The sequence below is a fragment of the Kitasatospora sp. NBC_01302 genome, assembly GCF_035976515.1.
Taxonomy (GTDB): domain Bacteria; phylum Actinomycetota; class Actinomycetes; order Streptomycetales; family Streptomycetaceae; genus Kitasatospora.
Genome location: NZ_CP108404.1, coordinates 5,859,460 through 5,876,634, shown reverse-complemented (window position 1 = coordinate 5,876,634; position 17,175 = coordinate 5,859,460). Strand labels below are relative to the sequence as shown.

Genomic DNA, 17,175 nt, shown 5'->3' with positions numbered 1-17,175 from the left:
CTGGGCAGCTCGCGGCCTTCCTCGTACCCGCTCCCCCGCGCGCGACCTGCGCGAACCGGCCGTGTGGCACTGCCTAGGATGGGCGCCGACCAAGGGGGATCATGAACAACTACGCCACTGCGGTGCCGGTCGCACCGCCGACCACGGCGCACCGCAGCCACCCGCCGCTGCTCGGCATCGGCTACCCACTGCTGGTGGCGGCCTCCGGGATCCCGGCCAGCGCCCTGGCGATGTGGGCCGACTCGCACTTCGTGCGCGAGGTCATGAGCAAGTGCCACGACAGCAACGGGATCCCCGGCTACGGGCTCGCGCTGGCCTGGGCCGGGGCACTGGCCTCGCTGGGCGCCGTCCTCTGGCTGCTCCGCGGGCTGCTGACCAGGCGCACGCACCCGGTGGGCTGGCTGGTGCTGACGGTCCTGCTGGTCCCGCTGCTGGTCCAGGCGCTGGTGCTGAACAGCGCCGCGCACGACAGCGGTCACCGGCCGACCTACTGCGCCGGACTCGCCGCCCCGGCCACCCCGGCCGTCCCGGCCCTGCCAGCCACGCCGGTCACGCCGGTCACGCCGGCTCGCTGACCGCCTCGGCCGGCGCGGGTGCGGGTGCGGCGGCCGAGGCCGTGCGCAGCGGCACCTCGCGGATCAGCAGCACCACCAGGAAGGCCACCGCCGCGAACGGCGAGGCCACCAGGAAGACGGTGCCCACCCCGTGCCCGAAGGCATCGGTGACCAGCGGGACCAGCGGTGCGGGCAGCGTGTGCAGGTCCGGCAGGTCGCCGCCGCCCAGCGCGGCGGCGCCGGCCGGCGGGATGTGCGCGGCGGTCAGGTTCTGGGTCAGGTAGTGGGTCACCCGGGTGCCGAGCAGTGCGCCGAGCGCCGAGACGCCCATCGCGCCACCCATGGTGCGGAAGAAGGTGACGGTCGAGCTGGCCGTGCCCAACTCCTTGGCCGTGACCGTGTTCTGCACCGCCAGTACCAGGTTCTGCGAGGTCAGGCCGAGGCCCACGCCGGTGGCCGCCATGTAGAGCGAGAGCAGGCCGTAGCCCGTGTCGGCCCGGGCGGTGCCGAGCAGCAGGAAGCCGAGCGCGAGCAGGAAGGTGCCGGCCACCAGGTAGCGCTTCCACTTGCCGTACTTGGTGATCAGCCGCCCGGCGACGGCCGAGGAGACGGCCAGGCCCAGGATCATCGGCAGCGTCATGATGCCGGCCATGGTCGGCGTCTTCTCCTTGGCCAGCTGGAAGTACTGGCTCAGGAAAGTGGTGGCGCCGTACATCCCGATGCCCACGAAGGTGCTGGCCACCGCGGCCAGGCTCACCGTGCGGTGACGGAACAGGGTGAGCGGCATGATCGGCTCGGCCGCCCGGCGCTCGGTCAGGACGAAGAGCACGACGAGCAGCAGCCCGCCGCCGACCATCGCCACGGTCTGCCAGGAGCCCCAGGCGTAGTTCTTGCCGGCCAGCGTGACCCAGACCATCAGCAGGCTGACCGCACCGGCGATCAGCAGCGCGCCCAGGTAGTCGATCTTCGCCTTCCGCTTCACCACCGGCAGGTGCAGGGTGCGCTGGAGCACGATGATGGCGATCACCGAGAACGGGATGCCGACGTAGAAGCACCAGCGCCAGCCCAGCCAGCCGGTGTCCACGATGACCCCGCCGATCAGCGGTCCGCCGATCGTGGCCAGCGCGAAGACGGCGCCGAAGTAACCGCTGTAGCGCCCGCGTTCGCGCGGCGGGACCATCGCCGCCAGGCAGATCTGGCCGAGCGCCACCACCCCGCCCGCGCCCAGCCCCTGGAGCACCCGGCAGGCGATCAGCTCGCTGGTGTTCTGCGAGAGGCCGGCCAGGGTGGAGGAGACGATGTAGATCACCAGCGCCAGCTGGACCAGCAGCTTCTTGCTCACCAGGTCGGAGAGCTTGCCCCAGATCGGGGTGGAGGCGGTGAGCGAGAGCAGCGCCGCGGTGATCACCCAGGTGTAGGCGGACTCCCCGCCGTGCAGGTCGTTGAGGATGGTCGGCAGCGCGTTGGAGACGATGGTCGAGGAGAGGACCGCCACGAAGAGGCCGAGCAGCAGCCCGGAGAGCGCTTCGAGAATCTCGCGGTGCGTCATCGGGCGGTCGGAGTCGGCCGCGCCGTGGTGACGGCGGTGGGCCGGCTGGCTGCTGGTCATGGGGGTCCTTAGAAATCGTTGCCTAGGGCAACCATAGGTCAGGATAGTTGACCAGGGCAACCTTTTCGCGGCCGCACCGGACCCCCGTCACGGCGGACGGCCCTCGCAACCCGGCGGACCGGGCGGCTACTCCAACGGCTCCTCGTACCGGCCGGCACCGGCCACCGTGTCGTTGAACCGGGCCAGCAGCCGGGCGAACTGCCGCAGCTCGGCGGGCTCCCAGTCGGCGAGCATCGCGCGGAACGTGGTGATCCGGTACTCGTGGGCGCGCAGGTAGCGACGGGCGCCGTCCTCGGTGAGCGAGACCAGCGAGACCCGGCCGTCCAGCGGGTCCGACTCGCGGGCCACCAGGCCCAGCTCCTCCAGCGCCTTGATCTGCCGGCTGATCGTCGCCTTGCCGACCCCGAAGTGCGCGCCGACGTCGGTCACCCGCACCTGCCCGGCCTCGGCGAGGTGGGCCAGCAGGCTGTAGGCCAGCCCCTCCAGCTTGGGGTGCACCAGCCGGGACATCTCGGCCGAACGGGCCCGCCCCCGGCGGAACATCACCGCGACCTCGCGCTCCACCGCGCGGTAGACCGCGCCGACCTCACCGTTCGTCAGTTGCTCGTCCACGCCAACCCGTCGCTCGTCCGCGCGGCACCGGTCGCCGGCGCGTGATCAGTATCCATCAGCCCGGCGCGGTAGGGATCGCCGGGAAAGTGCTTGATGATATGAATTATCTGCAAGGTCCGTTTTTCTCCGCCCATCGCACCGCCGATCGAGGAGAGTTGATGTCCCACCAGAGCCAGGGCTTCGTCAAGGAACTCAAGGACGCCGTCAGCGGACGCTCAGCACTGCTGGTGGTCGCGGTGCTGCTGCTCCAGCTCGCCTTCATCACCTCGTACGTCGGCGCGCTGCACGAGCCGAAACCGCACCACCTGTCGATCGGCGTGGTGGCCCCGGCGCAGCAGCAGGCACAGGTGGTCGGCGCGCTCGACCAGGTGCCGGGCGAGGCGGTGCGCGCCACTGCGGTGGCCGACGAGGCCACCGCGGTCGCCCGGATCAAGGACCAGAAGCTCTACGCGGCCCTGATCGTCGACCCCTCCGGCAGCCAGGACACCCTGCTGGTGGCCGGTGCCCGCGGCAAGTCGGCCGCCACCGCCGCCCAGAGCATCGTCACGCAGCTGGAGCAGCACCAGGGCCGCACCGTGCAGACCAAGGACGTGATCCCGCTGCCGCCGGGCGACGCCAACGGGCTGACCTCGTTCTACCTGGTGATCGGCTGGTGCGTGGGCGGCTACCTGGTCGCCTCGATCCTGGGCATCAGCGCCGGCTCCCGGCCCGCCAACCGTGACCGCGCGCTGATCCGCACCGGGGTGCTGGCGCTGTACTCGATCGCGGCCGGGCTCGGCGGCGCGCTGATCGTGGGGCCGATCCTGAACGCGCTGCCCGGCAGCACCGCGGGACTCTGGGGCGTGGGCAGCCTGGTGGTCTTCGCGGTGGGGACCGTCACGATGGCCCTGGAGTGCCTCTTCGACCTGGTGGGCATCGGGCTGGCCGTGCTGCTCTTCGTGGTGCTCGGCAACCCGAGCGCCGGCGGGGTCTACCCGCCGCCGCTGATGCCGCCGTTCTGGCGGGCGATCGGCGCCTGGCTGCCGAACGGCGCGGGCACCGACGCGACCAGGTCGATCGCCTACTTCGGCGCCACCAATCTCACCGTCCCGCTGCTGGTCCTGGCCGCCTGGGCGGTGCTGGGGATGGCGGTGACACTGGTCGCGGTGAGCACCAGGCCCCGGGGCGGCCGGGAGATGACCGCCCCGTCGGAGCCGGGAACGACGACCGCCGGGTGAGCCCGGGTCAGTGCACCGGCGTGGACGACTCGGCGGACTCGGAGACCACTGAGCTGCGGGTGGTGGTGAAGACGAACCGCTTCATCGCCCAGTAGCGGAAGGCCATCGCCACCAGGGTGCCGATGATCATGCCGCTCAGGAAGTCGGAGACCTCGGCGGTGAAGTGGGTCACGTGCGGCGTGCGCAGGTTGAGCACGTAGTGGCTGATGGCCTGCGGCAGGTCGTTGACCCCGACCGCGACCGCACTGACCACGAAGAACGGGATGGCCTCCTTGTGGCTGCCCTCCGAGCGGAACGACCACTGCCGGTTCAGCAGGTACGAAGCCACCGTGGCGATCGCGTTGGCGACGGTCAGTGCGACGAGCGGCTTGTTCTGGCAAACGGTGAACCTGAGCCCGTAGTTGATCACCAGCGTCAGCAGGAAACACGTCCCGCCCACCACTAGGAACTTCACCAGACTTCGGTGCTGCACCAGGAAGGGGCGCAGCGGCCCAGGCACCTTGGCCAGGGCTTTCTGTGTAGGCGACGGCATTGGCGCAGTGTCGCATGACTACCGGGCCGCCCGTCACCCGACTCCCCATTCCCGCGACCCTGCGGGGCCGCGTCGCTGCGCTGCGGCACTGCGGTCCGACCCCCGGCGCCGTTGTCGGCGCCGGGGGTCGGACCGCAGGCCGCCCGCCGTCAGGCCGCGGCGGCCACCAGGACCTCGGCGGGCTCCAGGGCCAGCGCGAGCACCTCGCGGACGTCGGCCACGGGGTGGACCGACAGGCGCTCCAGCACCTCGGCCGGGACGTCGTCCAGGTCGGGCTCGTTGCGCTTGGGGATGATCACGGTGGTGATCCCCGCCCGGTCGGCGGCCAGCAGCTTCTGCTTCACCCCGCCGATCGGCAGCACCCGGCCGGTCAGCGAGACCTCACCGGTCATCGCGACGTCGGTGCGCACCTTGCGGCCGGAGAGCAGCGAGGCCAGCGCGGTGGTCATGGTGACGCCCGCGCTCGGGCCGTCCTTGGGGACGGCGCCGGCCGGCACGTGCAGGTGGATGCCGCGCTCCCGCAGGCCGGTGACCGGCAGCTCCAGCTCCGCCCCGCGCGAGCGCAGGTAGGAGAGGGCGATGTGGGCGGACTCCTTCATGACGTCGCCCAGCTGGCCGGTGAGGGTCAGGCCGGTCGAGCCGGTCTCGGCGTCGGCCAGCGAGGCCTCGATGTAGAGGACGTCGCCGCCGGCGCCGGTCACCGCCAGGCCGGTGGCCACGCCCGGCACCGCGGTGCGGCGCTCGGCCGGCTCCTGGGCCGCCTCCGGCGTGTGGTGCGGGCGCCCGATCAGGGCCCGCAGGTCGTCGGCGCCGATCGCGGCGGGCAGCTCGCGCTCGCCCAGCTCGGTCTGCGCGGTGACCTTGCGCAGGATCCGGGCCACCGCCCGCTCCAGGGTCCGCACGCCGGCCTCGCGGGTGTACTCGCCGGCCAGCTTGCGCAGCGCGGACTCCTCGACCGTGACGTCCTGCGGCAGCAGCCCCGCCCGCTGCAGCTGGCGCGGCAGCAGGTGGTCGCGGGCGATGACGACCTTCTCGTCCTCGGTGTAGCCGTCCAGGCGGACCAGCTCCATCCGGTCCAGCAGCGGCTCCGGGATCGCCTCCAGCACATTGGCGGTGGCCAGGAAGACCACGTCGGACAGGTCCAGCTCGACCTCCAGGTAGTGGTCCCGGAAGGTGTGGTTCTGCGCCGGGTCCAGCACCTCCAGCAGGGCGGCGGCCGGGTCGCCGCGGTAGTCCGAGCCGACCTTGTCGATCTCGTCCAGCAGGACCACCGGGTTCATCGAGCCGGCCTCCTTGATGGCCCGCACGATCCGGCCCGGCAGCGCGCCGACGTAGGTGCGCCGGTGGCCGCGGATCTCGGCCTCGTCGCGGACACCGCCGAGCGCGACCCGGACGAAGTCGCGGCCCATCGCGCGGGCCACCGACTCGCCGAGCGAGGTCTTGCCGACACCGGGCGGCCCGACCAGGGCCAGCACCGCGCCGCCGCGCCGCCCGCCGATCAGGCTCAGCCCCTGGTCGGCCCGGCGCTTGCGGACCGCCAGGTACTCCACGATCCGGTCCTTCACATCGGCCAGGCCCGCGTGGTCGGCGTCCAGCACGGCGCGGGCGCCGGTGATGTCGTAGGCGTCCTCGTTGCGCTTGTTCCAGGGCAGCTCCAGGACGGTGTCCAGCCAGGTGCGGATCCAGCTGCCCTCGGGCGACTGGTCGCTGGAGCGCTCCAGCTTGTCGACCTCCTTGAGGGCCGCCTCGCGGACCTTCTCGGGCAGGTCGGCGGCCTCCACCCGGGCGCGGTAGTCGCCCTCCTCGTCGGCGGCCTCGCCGTTCAGCTCGGCCAGCTCCTTGCGCACGGCCTCCAGCTGGCGGCGGAGCAGGAACTCCTTCTGCTGCTTGGCCACGCCCTCCTCGACGTCCTTGCGGATGGTGTCGTTGACCTCCTCCTCGGCGAGGTGGTCGCGCAGCAGCTGCAGGGCGAACTCCAGCCGGGCCACCTGGTCGGCCTCCAGCAGCACCTTGAGCTTCTGCTCGGCGGTGGCGAAGGGGGCGTAGCCGATGTTGTCGGCCAGCTCGCCGACGCCCTCGATGCCGGCCACCCGGTCGACGATCTGCCAGGCGCCGCGCTTGCGCAGCCACTGGGTGGAGACGGCCTTGTACTCCTTCACCAGCTCGGCGGCCCGGCCGCCCACCGGGATCCCGACCGAGGACTCCTTGAACGGCGTGGTCTCCACCCAGAGCGCGGCGCCGGGCCCGGTGGTGCCGGCCCCGATCCGCACCCGGCGGACCGCGCGGACCAGCGCGGCCGGCTCGCCGTCGGCCAGTCGGCCGACCTGCTCGACGGTGGCCAGCGAACCCACCGCCGCGTACGAACCGTCCAGCCGCGGCACCAGCAGCACCTGCGGCTTGCCGCCGTCCACCGACGCCCGCGCGGCGGCCCGGGCGGCCTCCACGGCGGCGCGCACCTCGGTGTCCTTGAGGTCCAGCGGCACCACCATGCCGGGCAGCACCACCTCGTCGTCGAGCGGCAGCACGGGCAGGGTGAGCGAAGCGGACGTCGATGCCATGATCTCTCCCCAGTCAGTGAACTTGAGTCGACATGACTAAGGCTTCGGGAGAGCTGGATGTTCCCGGGACTTTGTTCGCTCTGAGCGATGAAGGAAGACCGGGGGAAGAAGACCGGGAAGGGGCGGCGCCGACCGGTCGGTCAGGCCGACTGGTCGGGCAGCGCGAGCCGGCGCGGCGCCCAGCGCGACAGCCAGCGCGCCATCCCGCCGCGCCCGCCGCCGGAACGCGGCGGCGGTGTGCGGCGCAGCACGCCCCCGAGCGCCATCCCGACCAGCAGCGCGGTCGGATGCCCGATCCCGGTGACCAGGTCGGGGCTGGAGAGGACCTGGTGGCCGACCAGCAGCAGCGCCCCGGCCACCGCCAGGTAGCGCCCGCGCGGCGGCAGCAACCCGGCCATCGCGCCCAGGCTGGCCAGCACGCCGTAGCTGACGCCGATGTCCAGCTCGTCCAGCATGCTCGGCCCGACCTTGCCGGTGGCCACCGCGATCGCCACCACCAGCTGGGAGAGCAGGGTGCCGACCACGTGCCCGGCGGCGAAGACCCCGGCCGCGCGCAGCGAGCCGACCCGCCGCTCCAGCGGGGCGACGGTGAAGGCGAAGGCCCACAGATAGGGCATCCAGGCCGGCCCGGCCACCCAGAGCCCGCTCATCAGCAGCGAGCGCAGAGGGGTGTGCAGCAGGTGGTGGCCGTCGGTGCTGGACATGGTCTGCAACTGGTGCACCAGGTCCGGGCTGGCCGCCTGGGCGAAGACGGTGGTGCCGGCCAGCACCACCAGGTAGCCGACGGCGAAGGGGTTGCGCCGCGGGGTGGGCAGCCGTTCCAGCACCCACTGCAGCGGAACCTCGCGCAGCCCGAACCGCAGGCAGGCCAGCGGTGCGACGGGCAGCCGACGGCCGCCCGGGCGGCCCGCCGCCCATGCCCGCGCCGGTGCCGCGGGGGCCGGCGATGCCGCCGGGACCGGGCCCGTCGGCGCACCCGCCGACGCACCGAACGACGCGTCCGCCATGGCGCCTCCGTCCCTCACTGCCGATGTACCCGGCGGACCGTGCCACGGCCGCACCCGGTGCGCCCGAACGCTCGCTGCGCGTGCACACCGTGCCATCGTTGGCTGAATTCGTCCACGGTACGACGTACGTCTGAGAGTCCGCTGAGGATCTGCCTGCCGTCCCCGTTACGGCAGTTCAGGAGTTGGTACGGACCAAAGCCGACCGCCCCCCGCGCCGGGACCACCTGCAGGGTTCCCGCATACACACCGTTACGGTGAGGCGACATGGACGGGTAAGGTAGCGGCCCGTACCGGGTCCCCGGGGCGCGTGTGACGGCCCGCGGACCGGAAATCCGCGGACCACCTGCCGGTGCTCGCCGGGTGTCCGTACGCTGCGAGGTGTGCGCGCCCGGACCGGCGGTCAGGCCGCGGTCCACCCGTGCTTGGCGGAGCCGGGGTGCCAGAACCGGTACCGGAAAAATCGACGGAACAAGACTACGAGCGGTGCCCGCCATTCCCACAGGTGGCGGCCCGCAGGCCCTGGGGGCGGTGGCGTGACCGTGACAGAGATTCAACAGGACACCAGCACGAGCGGTGTGATTGCCCAGCGACGCGTCTTGGTGGTGGAGGACGAACCCACCATCGCCGAGTCCATCGCTGCCCGGCTGGGCGCGGAGGGCTTCAAGGTCGCCGTGGCCCACGACGGCCCGGGCGCGGTGGACGGCTTCCACACCTGGCAGCCGGACCTCGTGGTGCTCGACATCATGCTGCCCGGCTTCGACGGGCTCGAGGTCTGCCGCCGGATCCAGGCCCAGCGGCCGGTGCCGGTGCTGATGCTGACCGCCCGCGACGACGAGACCGACCTGCTGGTGGGCCTCGGTGTGGGCGCCGACGACTACATGACCAAGCCGTTCTCGATGCGCGAACTCGCCGCCCGGGTCAACGTGCTGCTGCGCCGCGTCGAGCGCGCCCAGCAGGCGGCCAGAACTCCGGCGCTCGGCAGCCTGCGGTTCGGCGAGCTGGAGATCGACCACGTGCAGCGCCGGGTCCGGCTCGCCTCCGGCGACGTGCACCTGACGCCGACCGAGTTCGACCTGCTGGCCTGCCTGGCCGCCCAGCCGCGCGCGGTGCTGACCCGCGAGCAGTTGCTGGCCGAGGTCTGGGACTGGACCGACGCCTCCGGCACCCGGACCGTGGACAGCCACGTCAAGGCGCTGCGCCGGAAGATCGGCGCCACCTGGATCCGCACCGTGCACGGCGTGGGCTACGCCCTCGAGGCACCGGTCGGCTGAGCCGGGCGCGGTACCAGCTGCGGGGGCCACGGGGGCGCACGGGAGTACGGGGACCAAGCACCGATGAACACCTCACCACGGGCTCACGACGAGCCCGACCGGACGCCGCCCTCGGCGCGGCTGCCGGGACGCGTGGCCGCGCGGATCTGGCGGGAGATCCGGCCGTTCGACCCGCTGCGCTCGATCAAGGGCAAACTCGCCCTGCTGGTCATCGTGTCGGTGATGGTCGCCACCGGCCTGGTGGTGATCGCGATCCGCTCGGAGACCCAGATCCGGGTGATCATGGCCTTCTCCATGATCGCCTCGCTGCTCTTCATGCAGCTGCTGGCGCACACCCTGACCGCCCCGCTGCGCGAGATGACCGCGGCGGCGCGCGCGATGGCCGGCGGCGACTACAGCCGCCGGGTGACGACCGGCTCCCGCGACGAGATCGGCGAACTGGCGGTGACCTTCAACAAGATGGCCGCCGACCTGGAGGCCTCCGACCGCCACCGGCGCGAGCTGGTGGCCAACGTCTCGCACGAGCTGCGCACGCCGATCGCGGCGCTGCGCGCGGTGCTGGAGAACATGGTGGACGGCGTGGTGCCGCCCGAACCGGGCACCCTGGGCGCCGCGCTGGAACAGACCGAGCGGCTCGGCCGCCTGGTCTCCCACCTGTTGGACCTGTCCAAGCTGGACGACGGCGTGGTGCCGTTGGACGCCCGCGAGTTCGAGGTCGCGCCGTTCCTGGCCGGCGTCCTGCGCGGGCTCACGGTGGACGGTGCGACGGCGGGCGGCGCATGGAGCCGGCGCGACGACGTGCAGTTGCGCCTGGACGTCCAGCCGCAGGGCCTGACCGGACTGGCCGACCCGGAGCGGCTGCACCAGGTGGTGGCGAACCTGGTGGACAACGCCTGCAAGCACTCCCCCGCCGGCGGCACCGTGACGGTGCGGGCCCGGGCGGGCGAGGCACCGCTGGCCCTGCTCCTCGAGGTGGAGGACCAGGGCCCCGGCATACCCGCCGCGGACCGCACCCGGGTCTTCGACCGGTTCAGCCGCGCGGGCACCGCGACCGCGCAGGGCCCCGGCAGCGACGGCGGCACCGGCCTGGGCCTGGCCATCGCCCGCTGGGCGGTGGACCTGCACGGCGGACGGATCGAGGTGGCGGACGGCTCGCGCGGCTGCCTGATCCAGGTCGCCCTGCCCGGCGGCTGAGCCCGCTCCGCCCGGCCGTCCGCCCGCCGTCCGCCCGCCGTCCGCCCGATTGAACGTCCGGGTGAACGACGGGTGAACCGGCACACCGGACCACCACGTCCTGTCCACGTCGGCCAGCTTTGTCACAAAATTGGGACAATCTGGTAGTCGACAGCCTCAGATCGGCCATATCTGGTCGGCCAGGGGCAACTTTGTCCGGTTTGATACCGTTTAATCCGGTGATCAAGAGCGCCCGTTTCCCCGCTCGACCACGTGGCTAACGTCTTTTTCCAGCCAATGTGGCCGACGGCACTGTGATCTGGACGACGCCGACCCCCCGGGGACTGCGCGAGGACTGGTCAGGGGCGTAGCCTTAATCCCCGCTGTCCAAACATCCCAAAAGGAAGCGGAAGAGGGCGGTTGCCGCCGTGTCGCCACAGTCCCCTGAAACCCCCAACAGCTCGGCAAGCTCCACAGGCTTCGGCCCCAATGAGTGGCTCGTCGACGAGATCTACCAGCAGTACCTCCAGGATCCCAACTCGGTCGACCGAGCCTGGTGGGACTTTTTCGCCGACTACAAGCCCGGTACCGAGGTGACCCCAGTGACCCAGGCCGCGACCCAGGCCGGCCCCACGCCGACCGCCGTTGCCGCCCCTGCCCCTGCTGCGACCGCTGCTGCGGGAGCTCCTGCCCCCGCCGCCGCCCCGGTGGCCGCCGCGGCTGCGGCGCCCGCCGCAGCCGCGCCGCTGGCAGCCGCTCCCGCAGCGCCGCCGGCTCCGAAGGCAGCCGCCGCGCCCGCCGCCCCCGTGGCGGAGATGAGCGCCGGCCCCGAGCTGGTCCCGCTGCGCGGTCCGGCCAAGGCCGTGGCCACCAACATGGACGCCTCGCTCGAGGTGCCGACGGCCACCAGCGTGCGCGCCGTGCCGGCCAAGCTGTTGATCGACAACCGCATCGTGATCAACAACCACCTGCAGCGCGCCCGCGGCGGCAAGGTCTCCTTCACCCATCTGATCGGCTACGCGCTGGTGCAGGCCCTGAAGGCGACCCCGGGCATGAACCACAGCTACGCGGTCAAGGACGGCAAGTCCTACCTGGTCAAGCCGGAGCACGTGAACCTGGGCCTGGCCATCGACCTGGTCAAGCCCAACGGTGACCGCCAGCTGGTCGTCGCGGCCATCAAGAAGGCCGAGACGCTGGACTTCTTCGGCTTCTGGCAGGCCTACGAGGACATCGTCCGCCGGGCCCGCGCCAACAAGCTGACGATGGACGACTTCACTGGCGTCACCGTCTCGCTGACCAACCCCGGCGGCATCGGCACCGTGCACTCGGTCCCGCGCCTGATGCAGGGGCAGGGCACCATCCTCGGTGTCGGCGCCATGGAGTACCCGGCCGAGTTCCAGGGCTCCAACCCGGACACGCTGGCCCGCCTGGGCGTCTCCAAGATCATGACGCTCACCTCGACCTACGACCACCGGGTCATCCAGGGTGCGGCGTCCGGCGAGTTCCTGCGCTCGATCCACCAGCTGCTGCTGGGCGAGCACGGGTTCTACGACGAGGTCTTCGAGTCGCTGCGGATCCCGTACGAGCCGGTCCGCTGGGCCACCGACGTCGCCACCACGCACGAGGACGACGTCAACAAGACCGCCCGCGTGATGGAGCTCATCCACTCCTACCGGGTCCGCGGCCACCTGATGGCCGACACCGACCCGCTGGAGTACAAGCAGCGCAAGCACCCCGACCTGGACGTCGTGGAGCACGGGCTGACCCTGTGGGACCTGGAGCGCGAGTTCGCGGTCGGCGGCTTCGGCGGCCAGAAGATCATGAAGCTGCGCGACATCCTCGGGCTGCTGCGCAACTCGTACTGCCGCACCGTCGGCATCGAGTACATGCACATCCAGGACCCCAAGCAGCGCAAGTGGATCCAGGAGCGGGTCGAGAAGCCGTACACCAAGCCGGAGCGCGAGGAGCAGCTGCGCATCCTGCGCCGGCTGAACTCGGCGGAGGCCTTCGAGACCTTCCTGCAGACCAAGTACGTCGGCCAGAAGCGCTTCTCGCTGGAGGGCGGCGAGTCGCTGATCCCGCTGCTCGACGCGACCATCGACGCCGCCGCCGAGCACCGCCTGGACGAGGCCGTCATCGGCATGGCCCACCGCGGCCGCCTGAACGTGCTGGCCAACATCGTCGGCAAGCCGTACGGCAAGATCTTCGGCGAGTTCGAGGGCAACCTGGACCCGAAGTCGATGCACGGCTCCGGCGACGTGAAGTACCACCTGGGCTCCGAGGGCACCTTCACCGGCCTGGACGGCGAGACCATCAAGGTCTCGCTGGCCGCCAACCCCTCGCACCTGGAGACGGTCGACCCGATCGTCGAGGGCATCGTCCGCGCCAAGCAGGACGTCCTGGACCAGGGCGGCACCACCTACCCGGTGCTGCCGATCCAGATCCACGGCGACGCGGCCTTCGCGGGCCAGGGCGTGGTCGCGGAGACCCTGAACATGTCGCAGCTGCGCGGCTACCGCACCGGCGGCACGATCCACCTGGTGGTCAACAACCAGGTCGGCTTCACCGCCGCCCCGGCCTCCAGCCGCTCCTCGATGTACTGCACCGACGTGGCCCGGATGATCGAGGCCCCGATCTTCCACGTCAACGGCGACGACCCGGAGGCCGTGGTCCGCGTGGCGCGGCTCGCCTTCGAGTTCCGCCAGGCGTTCCACAAGGACGTCGTGATCGACCTCATCTGCTACCGCCGCCGCGGTCACAACGAGGCCGACAACCCGTCGTTCACCCAGCCGCTGATGTACGACCTGATCGACAAGAAGCGCTCGGTGCGCAAGCTCTACACCGAGGGCCTGATCGGTCGCGGCGACATCACCATGGAAGAGGCGGAGCAGGCGCTCCAGGACTTCCAGGGCCAGCTGGAGAAGGTCTTCGCCGAGGTCCGCGACGCGGCCGGGGCGCAGCCCGAGGCGGCCGGCGCCCGTCCGGTGGCCGACTTCCCGGTCAGCATCCAGACCGGCATCTCCCAGGAGATGGTCAAGCGGATCGCCGCCTCGCAGGTCAACCTGCCCGAGTGGCTGACCGTGCACCCGCGCCTGCTGCCGCAGCTGCAGCGCCGGGCCGCCTCGATCGAGGACGGCACGATCGACTGGGCCACCGGTGAGTGCCTGGCCATCGGCTCGCTGCTGATGGAGGGCCACCCGGTCCGCCTGGCCGGCCAGGACAGCCGCCGCGGCACCTTCGGCCAGCGCCACGCGGTGCTGATCGACCGGGTCACCGGCGAGGACTACACCCCGCTGCTGTACCTGACCGAGGACCAGGCCCGCTTCACCGTCTACGACAGCCTGCTGTCGGAGTACGCGGCGATGGGCTTCGAGTACGGCTACTCGCTGACCCGGCCCAACTCGCTGGTGATGTGGGAGGCGCAGTTCGGCGACTTCGTCAACGGCGCGCAGACCGTGGTCGACGAGTACATCGCCTCGGCCGAGCAGAAGTGGGGCCAGCACTCCGGCGTCACCCTGCTGCTGCCGCACGGCTACGAGGGCCAGGGGCCGGACCACTCGTCCGCGCGTCCCGAGCGCTTCCTGCAGCTGTGCGCGCAGAACAACATGACGGTCGCGATGCCCACCTCGCCGTCGAACTACTTCCACCTGCTGCGCTGGCAGGTGCACAACCCGCACCACAAGCCGCTGGTCGTCTTCACCCCGAAGTCGATGCTGCGTCTGAAGGCCGCGGCCTCCTCGGCGGAGGAGTTCACCTCCGGCTCGTTCCGCCCGGTGATCGGCGACTCCACGGTCGACCCGAAGAACGTGCGCAAGGTGGTCATCACCGCGGGCAAGTTCTACTACGACCTGGAGGCGGCCCGCACCGAGCGCGGCGTCACCGACACCGCGATCGTCCGGGTCGAGCGCCTCTACCCGCTGCCGATCGCCGAGCTCCAGGAGGAGCTGGCCCGGTACGGCGAGGACGTCCAGTTCATCTGGGCCCAGGAGGAGCCGGCCAACCAGGGTGCCTGGCCGTTCATCGCGATGAACCTGGTCGACCACCTGGACGTCGTGGTCGGCCGCAAGGCCGGCGCCGCCCGCCTGCGCCGGGTGGCCCGCAGCGCCTCCTCGGCTCCGGCCGTGGGCTCGGCCAAGCGGCACGCCGCCGAGCAGCAGGCGCTGATCGAAGAGGTCTTCAGCCTCTGACGCCTGCTCCATCGAGCTGATGAGCAGTGGGTCGGGCCCGGTCTCCACGGAGACCGGGCCCGACCGTTTGGAACCCGTCGACCGTTTGAACCCGTTCTACGCTGAATCCGGAGAGCACACCGTGTACTTCACCGACCGCGGCATCGAGGAGCTGGAGAGCCGGCGCGGCGAGGAGGAGGTCAGCTTCGAGTGGCTGGCCGAGCGCCTGCGCGAGTTCGTGGACCTCAACCCCGACTTCGAGGTCCCCGTCGAGCGGCTGGCCACCTGGCTGGCCCGGCTGGACGACGACGAGGACGAGGACTGACGGCCACCGCGACAGCGGCGGGGAGCAGTGCAGCAGGGCCCGGCAAGCAACCGCTTGCCGGGCCCTGCTGCGTTCTCGGCACGAGGAAGTGCTTGACTTCCCCGCCACGCGATATATCGTGTTACTTGGAAGACGCGATACATCGCGACTCGCCGGATCGTCGCCCCTCCAGGGTACGACGGCGGCCGCCGGACGGGAGGACGAAGAGATGAGCCAGTGGACAGTCAGCGGGCCTGACCGGATCACCATCGACGAGACGGTCAGCGCACTGCACGTGCGGATCATCGGCGGAGCGGTCAACGTGGTCGCGGCCGAGGGCCCGGCCCGACTGGAGGTCACCGAGCTGGAGGGCGAGCCGCTCGAGGTCACCCTGGTGGACGGCGTGCTGACGGTGACCTACCCCAACCTCAACTGGGCCGACTTCAGCGACAAGCTCAAGTCCGTCGAGGCGGTCAAGGGCCTGCTCGGTTCGCTGCGCCGCAAGCGCCGCGCCGTGGTCTCGCTGACCGTCCCGGCCGAGGCCGCGGTCAAGGTCGGCACGGTCACCGCCGAGGCCACCGTCTCCGGAGTCCGGAGCGGCACCAGCGTCTACGGGGTGGCCGGCGGCATCACGCTGGTCGGCCTGGACGGCCAGGTCAGCGCCAAGAGCGTCTCCGGCGACGTGGACGCCCAGTCGGTCACCGGCGAGTTGACGGTCAACACCGTCTCCGGCGAACTGACCGTCATCGCCAGCACGCCCGACACGCTGCACGCCAACACGGTCGGCGGCGCGGTGACGCTGGACCTGGCGGGCACCGGGCCGGCCACCGTGAAGATCAACACCGTCAGCGGGGACGTCGCGGTCCGGCTGCCGCAGCCGGCCGACACCACGGTCGAGGCGGGCAGCACCAACGGCCAGTTCTCCAGCGCCTTCGACGAGCTGACGGTGGGTGGCAGCTGGGGGGCCAAGAGGCTCAGCGGCAAGCTCGGCGCCGGCACCGGCAAGCTGCAGGTCTCGACCGTCTCGGGGGCGATCTCGGTGCTGCGTCGCACGGAGACCGAGGACGAGGCGCCCAGCCTGGTCAAGGAACTGACCACCGCTGAGAGCGCCGACAAGGCCCCCGAGGACGGTGACCAGGGATGAGCAGCGTCTTCGGACACGGCCGGCTCCGGCTCTACCTGCTGAAGCTGCTGGAGGAGTCGCCCCGGCACGGCTACGAGGTGATCCGCCTGTTGGAGGAGCGCTTCCACGGCCTCTACGCGCCCTCGGCCGGCACCGTCTACCCGCGGCTGGCCAAGCTGGAGCAGGAGGGGCTGGTGGAGCACAGCACCGAGGGCGGCCGCAAGGTCTACCGGATCACCGACGTCGGCCGGGCCGAGCTGACCGAGCGCCAGGAGGACCTCGCGGAGCTGGAGGTGGAGATCAGCGACTCGGTCTCCCAGCTGGCCGGGGCGATCCGCGAGGACGTCCGGGACTCCGCGAAGGACCTGCGCGAGGAGCTGCGCAACGCCGCCCGCTCGGCCCGGCAGGCCGGCGCCGCCCCGGCGGCCGGCGCCGAGGCCGGTGAGGGTGCCTCGGGCGCCTGGTCCGAGCGGCTGCTGGGCGACCCGGCCGGCTGGCAGCGCACCAAGGAGGAGTTCGCCGAGTTCAAGGCCCAGGCCAAGAAGGCCAAGGAGCAGGAGCGGGCCGCCAAGGAGCAGGCCAAGAAGGCCAAGGAGGAGGCCCGCAAGGCCCGCGAGCAGTCGCAGGCGGTGCGGCAGGCGGCCCAGCAGGAGGCGCTGCGGATCAAGCGCCGGGTGGAGCAGCAGGTCCGCGAGCACGTCAGCAAGGGCGACTGGCCCACCGGTCTGGCCGAGGGGCTCTCCGAGCTGACCCGGGGCCTGACCGGGCTGGCGGACTCCAGCCGCTGGGACACCTCCGGGGCCGGCGCCGGCGCGGCCGGCAAGGTCGACCTGGACAAGGACGCCCCGGCGGACCTGCCCGGCTGGGCCCGCACCGAGCCGGGGGCCGACCCCGCACGCGAGTTGGAGCGCCTGCTCGACCGGTTCCGTGACCAGGTCCGCGACGCCTCCCGGGACGGCGGCCCGGTGACCGCCGCCCAGCTGGGCGAGGCCCAGACGGTGCTGGCCTCGGCGGGCGAGCGACTGCGGCGCCTGCTCGGCTGACGGCCG

At 71.8% G+C, this 17,175-nt stretch carries 14 protein-coding genes; 8 read left to right on the top strand and 6 right to left on the bottom strand.

Translation table 11 applies throughout. The annotated features are described in order from the left end of the window. Positions 1-101: 101 nt before the first annotated feature. Positions 102-575 (top strand): hypothetical protein, encoded by a 474-nt coding sequence (locus OG294_RS25800; RefSeq protein WP_327068922.1) that lies wholly within the window; start codon positions 102-104, stop codon positions 573-575. On the opposite strand, the gene OG294_RS25795 is transcribed toward OG294_RS25800, so the two are convergent. From OG294_RS25795 to OG294_RS25785, 3 genes are all read right to left on the bottom strand, one after another. After that, positions 559-2,163 carry an MDR family MFS transporter gene (locus tag OG294_RS25795; protein ID WP_327068921.1) on the bottom strand — a complete coding sequence of 535 codons (1,605 nt, stop codon included), beginning with the start codon at positions 2,161-2,163 and terminating at the stop codon, positions 559-561. The genes OG294_RS25800 and OG294_RS25795 overlap by 17 nt on opposite strands. 126 nt (positions 2,164-2,289) lie before the next feature. After that, complete coding sequence (locus OG294_RS25790) at positions 2,290-2,775, bottom strand: MarR family winged helix-turn-helix transcriptional regulator (RefSeq protein WP_327068920.1); 486 nt, start codon at positions 2,773-2,775, stop codon at positions 2,290-2,292. Further along, positions 2,760-2,942, bottom strand: coding sequence for a hypothetical protein (locus tag OG294_RS25785; RefSeq protein WP_327068919.1), 183 nt, complete (start codon positions 2,940-2,942; stop codon positions 2,760-2,762). The genes OG294_RS25790 and OG294_RS25785 overlap by 16 nt, the downstream gene beginning before the upstream one ends. Here OG294_RS25785 and OG294_RS25780 point away from each other — a divergent pair. Beyond that, positions 2,934-3,992 (top strand): DUF3533 domain-containing protein, encoded by a 1,059-nt coding sequence (locus OG294_RS25780; RefSeq protein WP_327068918.1) that lies wholly within the window; start codon positions 2,934-2,936, stop codon positions 3,990-3,992. The genes OG294_RS25785 and OG294_RS25780 overlap by 9 nt on opposite strands. 7 nt (positions 3,993-3,999) lie before the next feature. On the opposite strand, the gene OG294_RS25775 is transcribed toward OG294_RS25780, so the two are convergent. From OG294_RS25775 to OG294_RS25765, 3 genes are all read right to left on the bottom strand, one after another. Continuing rightward, positions 4,000-4,524, bottom strand: coding sequence for a GtrA family protein (locus OG294_RS25775; protein WP_327068917.1), 525 nt, complete (start codon positions 4,522-4,524; stop codon positions 4,000-4,002). Positions 4,525-4,673: 149 nt separating this feature from the next. Beyond that, positions 4,674-7,082: an endopeptidase La gene (lon, locus tag OG294_RS25770; protein ID WP_327068916.1), complete on the bottom strand. Its 2,409-nt coding sequence runs from the start codon at positions 7,080-7,082 to the stop codon at positions 4,674-4,676. A gap of 140 nt (positions 7,083-7,222) precedes the next feature. Next, positions 7,223-8,089 (bottom strand): rhomboid-like protein, encoded by an 867-nt coding sequence (locus OG294_RS25765; protein WP_327068915.1) that lies wholly within the window; start codon positions 8,087-8,089, stop codon positions 7,223-7,225. 539 nt (positions 8,090-8,628) lie between these two features. Here OG294_RS25765 and OG294_RS25760 point away from each other — a divergent pair. From OG294_RS25760 to OG294_RS25735, 6 genes are all read left to right on the top strand, one after another. After that, positions 8,629-9,360: a response regulator transcription factor gene (locus OG294_RS25760; RefSeq protein WP_327068914.1), complete on the top strand. Its 732-nt coding sequence runs from the start codon at positions 8,629-8,631 to the stop codon at positions 9,358-9,360. Positions 9,361-9,423: 63 nt separating this feature from the next. After that, positions 9,424-10,554 carry a sensor histidine kinase gene (locus tag OG294_RS25755; protein ID WP_327068913.1) on the top strand — a complete coding sequence of 377 codons (1,131 nt, stop codon included), beginning with the start codon at positions 9,424-9,426 and terminating at the stop codon, positions 10,552-10,554. 407 nt (positions 10,555-10,961) lie between these two features. Further along, on the top strand, positions 10,962-14,720 hold the full coding sequence (locus OG294_RS25750) for a multifunctional oxoglutarate decarboxylase/oxoglutarate dehydrogenase thiamine pyrophosphate-binding subunit/dihydrolipoyllysine-residue succinyltransferase subunit (protein WP_327068912.1): 3,759 nt from the start codon (positions 10,962-10,964) through the stop codon (positions 14,718-14,720). A gap of 121 nt (positions 14,721-14,841) precedes the next feature. Further along, positions 14,842-15,024: a DUF6104 family protein gene (locus OG294_RS25745; RefSeq protein ID WP_184935680.1), complete on the top strand. Its 183-nt coding sequence runs from the start codon at positions 14,842-14,844 to the stop codon at positions 15,022-15,024. 208 nt (positions 15,025-15,232) lie between these two features. Continuing rightward, the gene (locus OG294_RS25740) at positions 15,233-16,147 is read left to right on the top strand and encodes a DUF4097 family beta strand repeat-containing protein (protein ID WP_327068911.1); all 915 of its coding nucleotides are present in this window, start codon (positions 15,233-15,235) and stop codon (positions 16,145-16,147) included. Further along, entirely contained in the window at positions 16,144-17,169 is a 1,026-nt protein-coding gene (locus OG294_RS25735) for a PadR family transcriptional regulator (protein WP_327068910.1), read from the top strand. Before OG294_RS25740 ends, OG294_RS25735 begins: the two co-directional genes overlap by 4 nt. Positions 17,170-17,175: the final 6 nt, after the last annotated feature.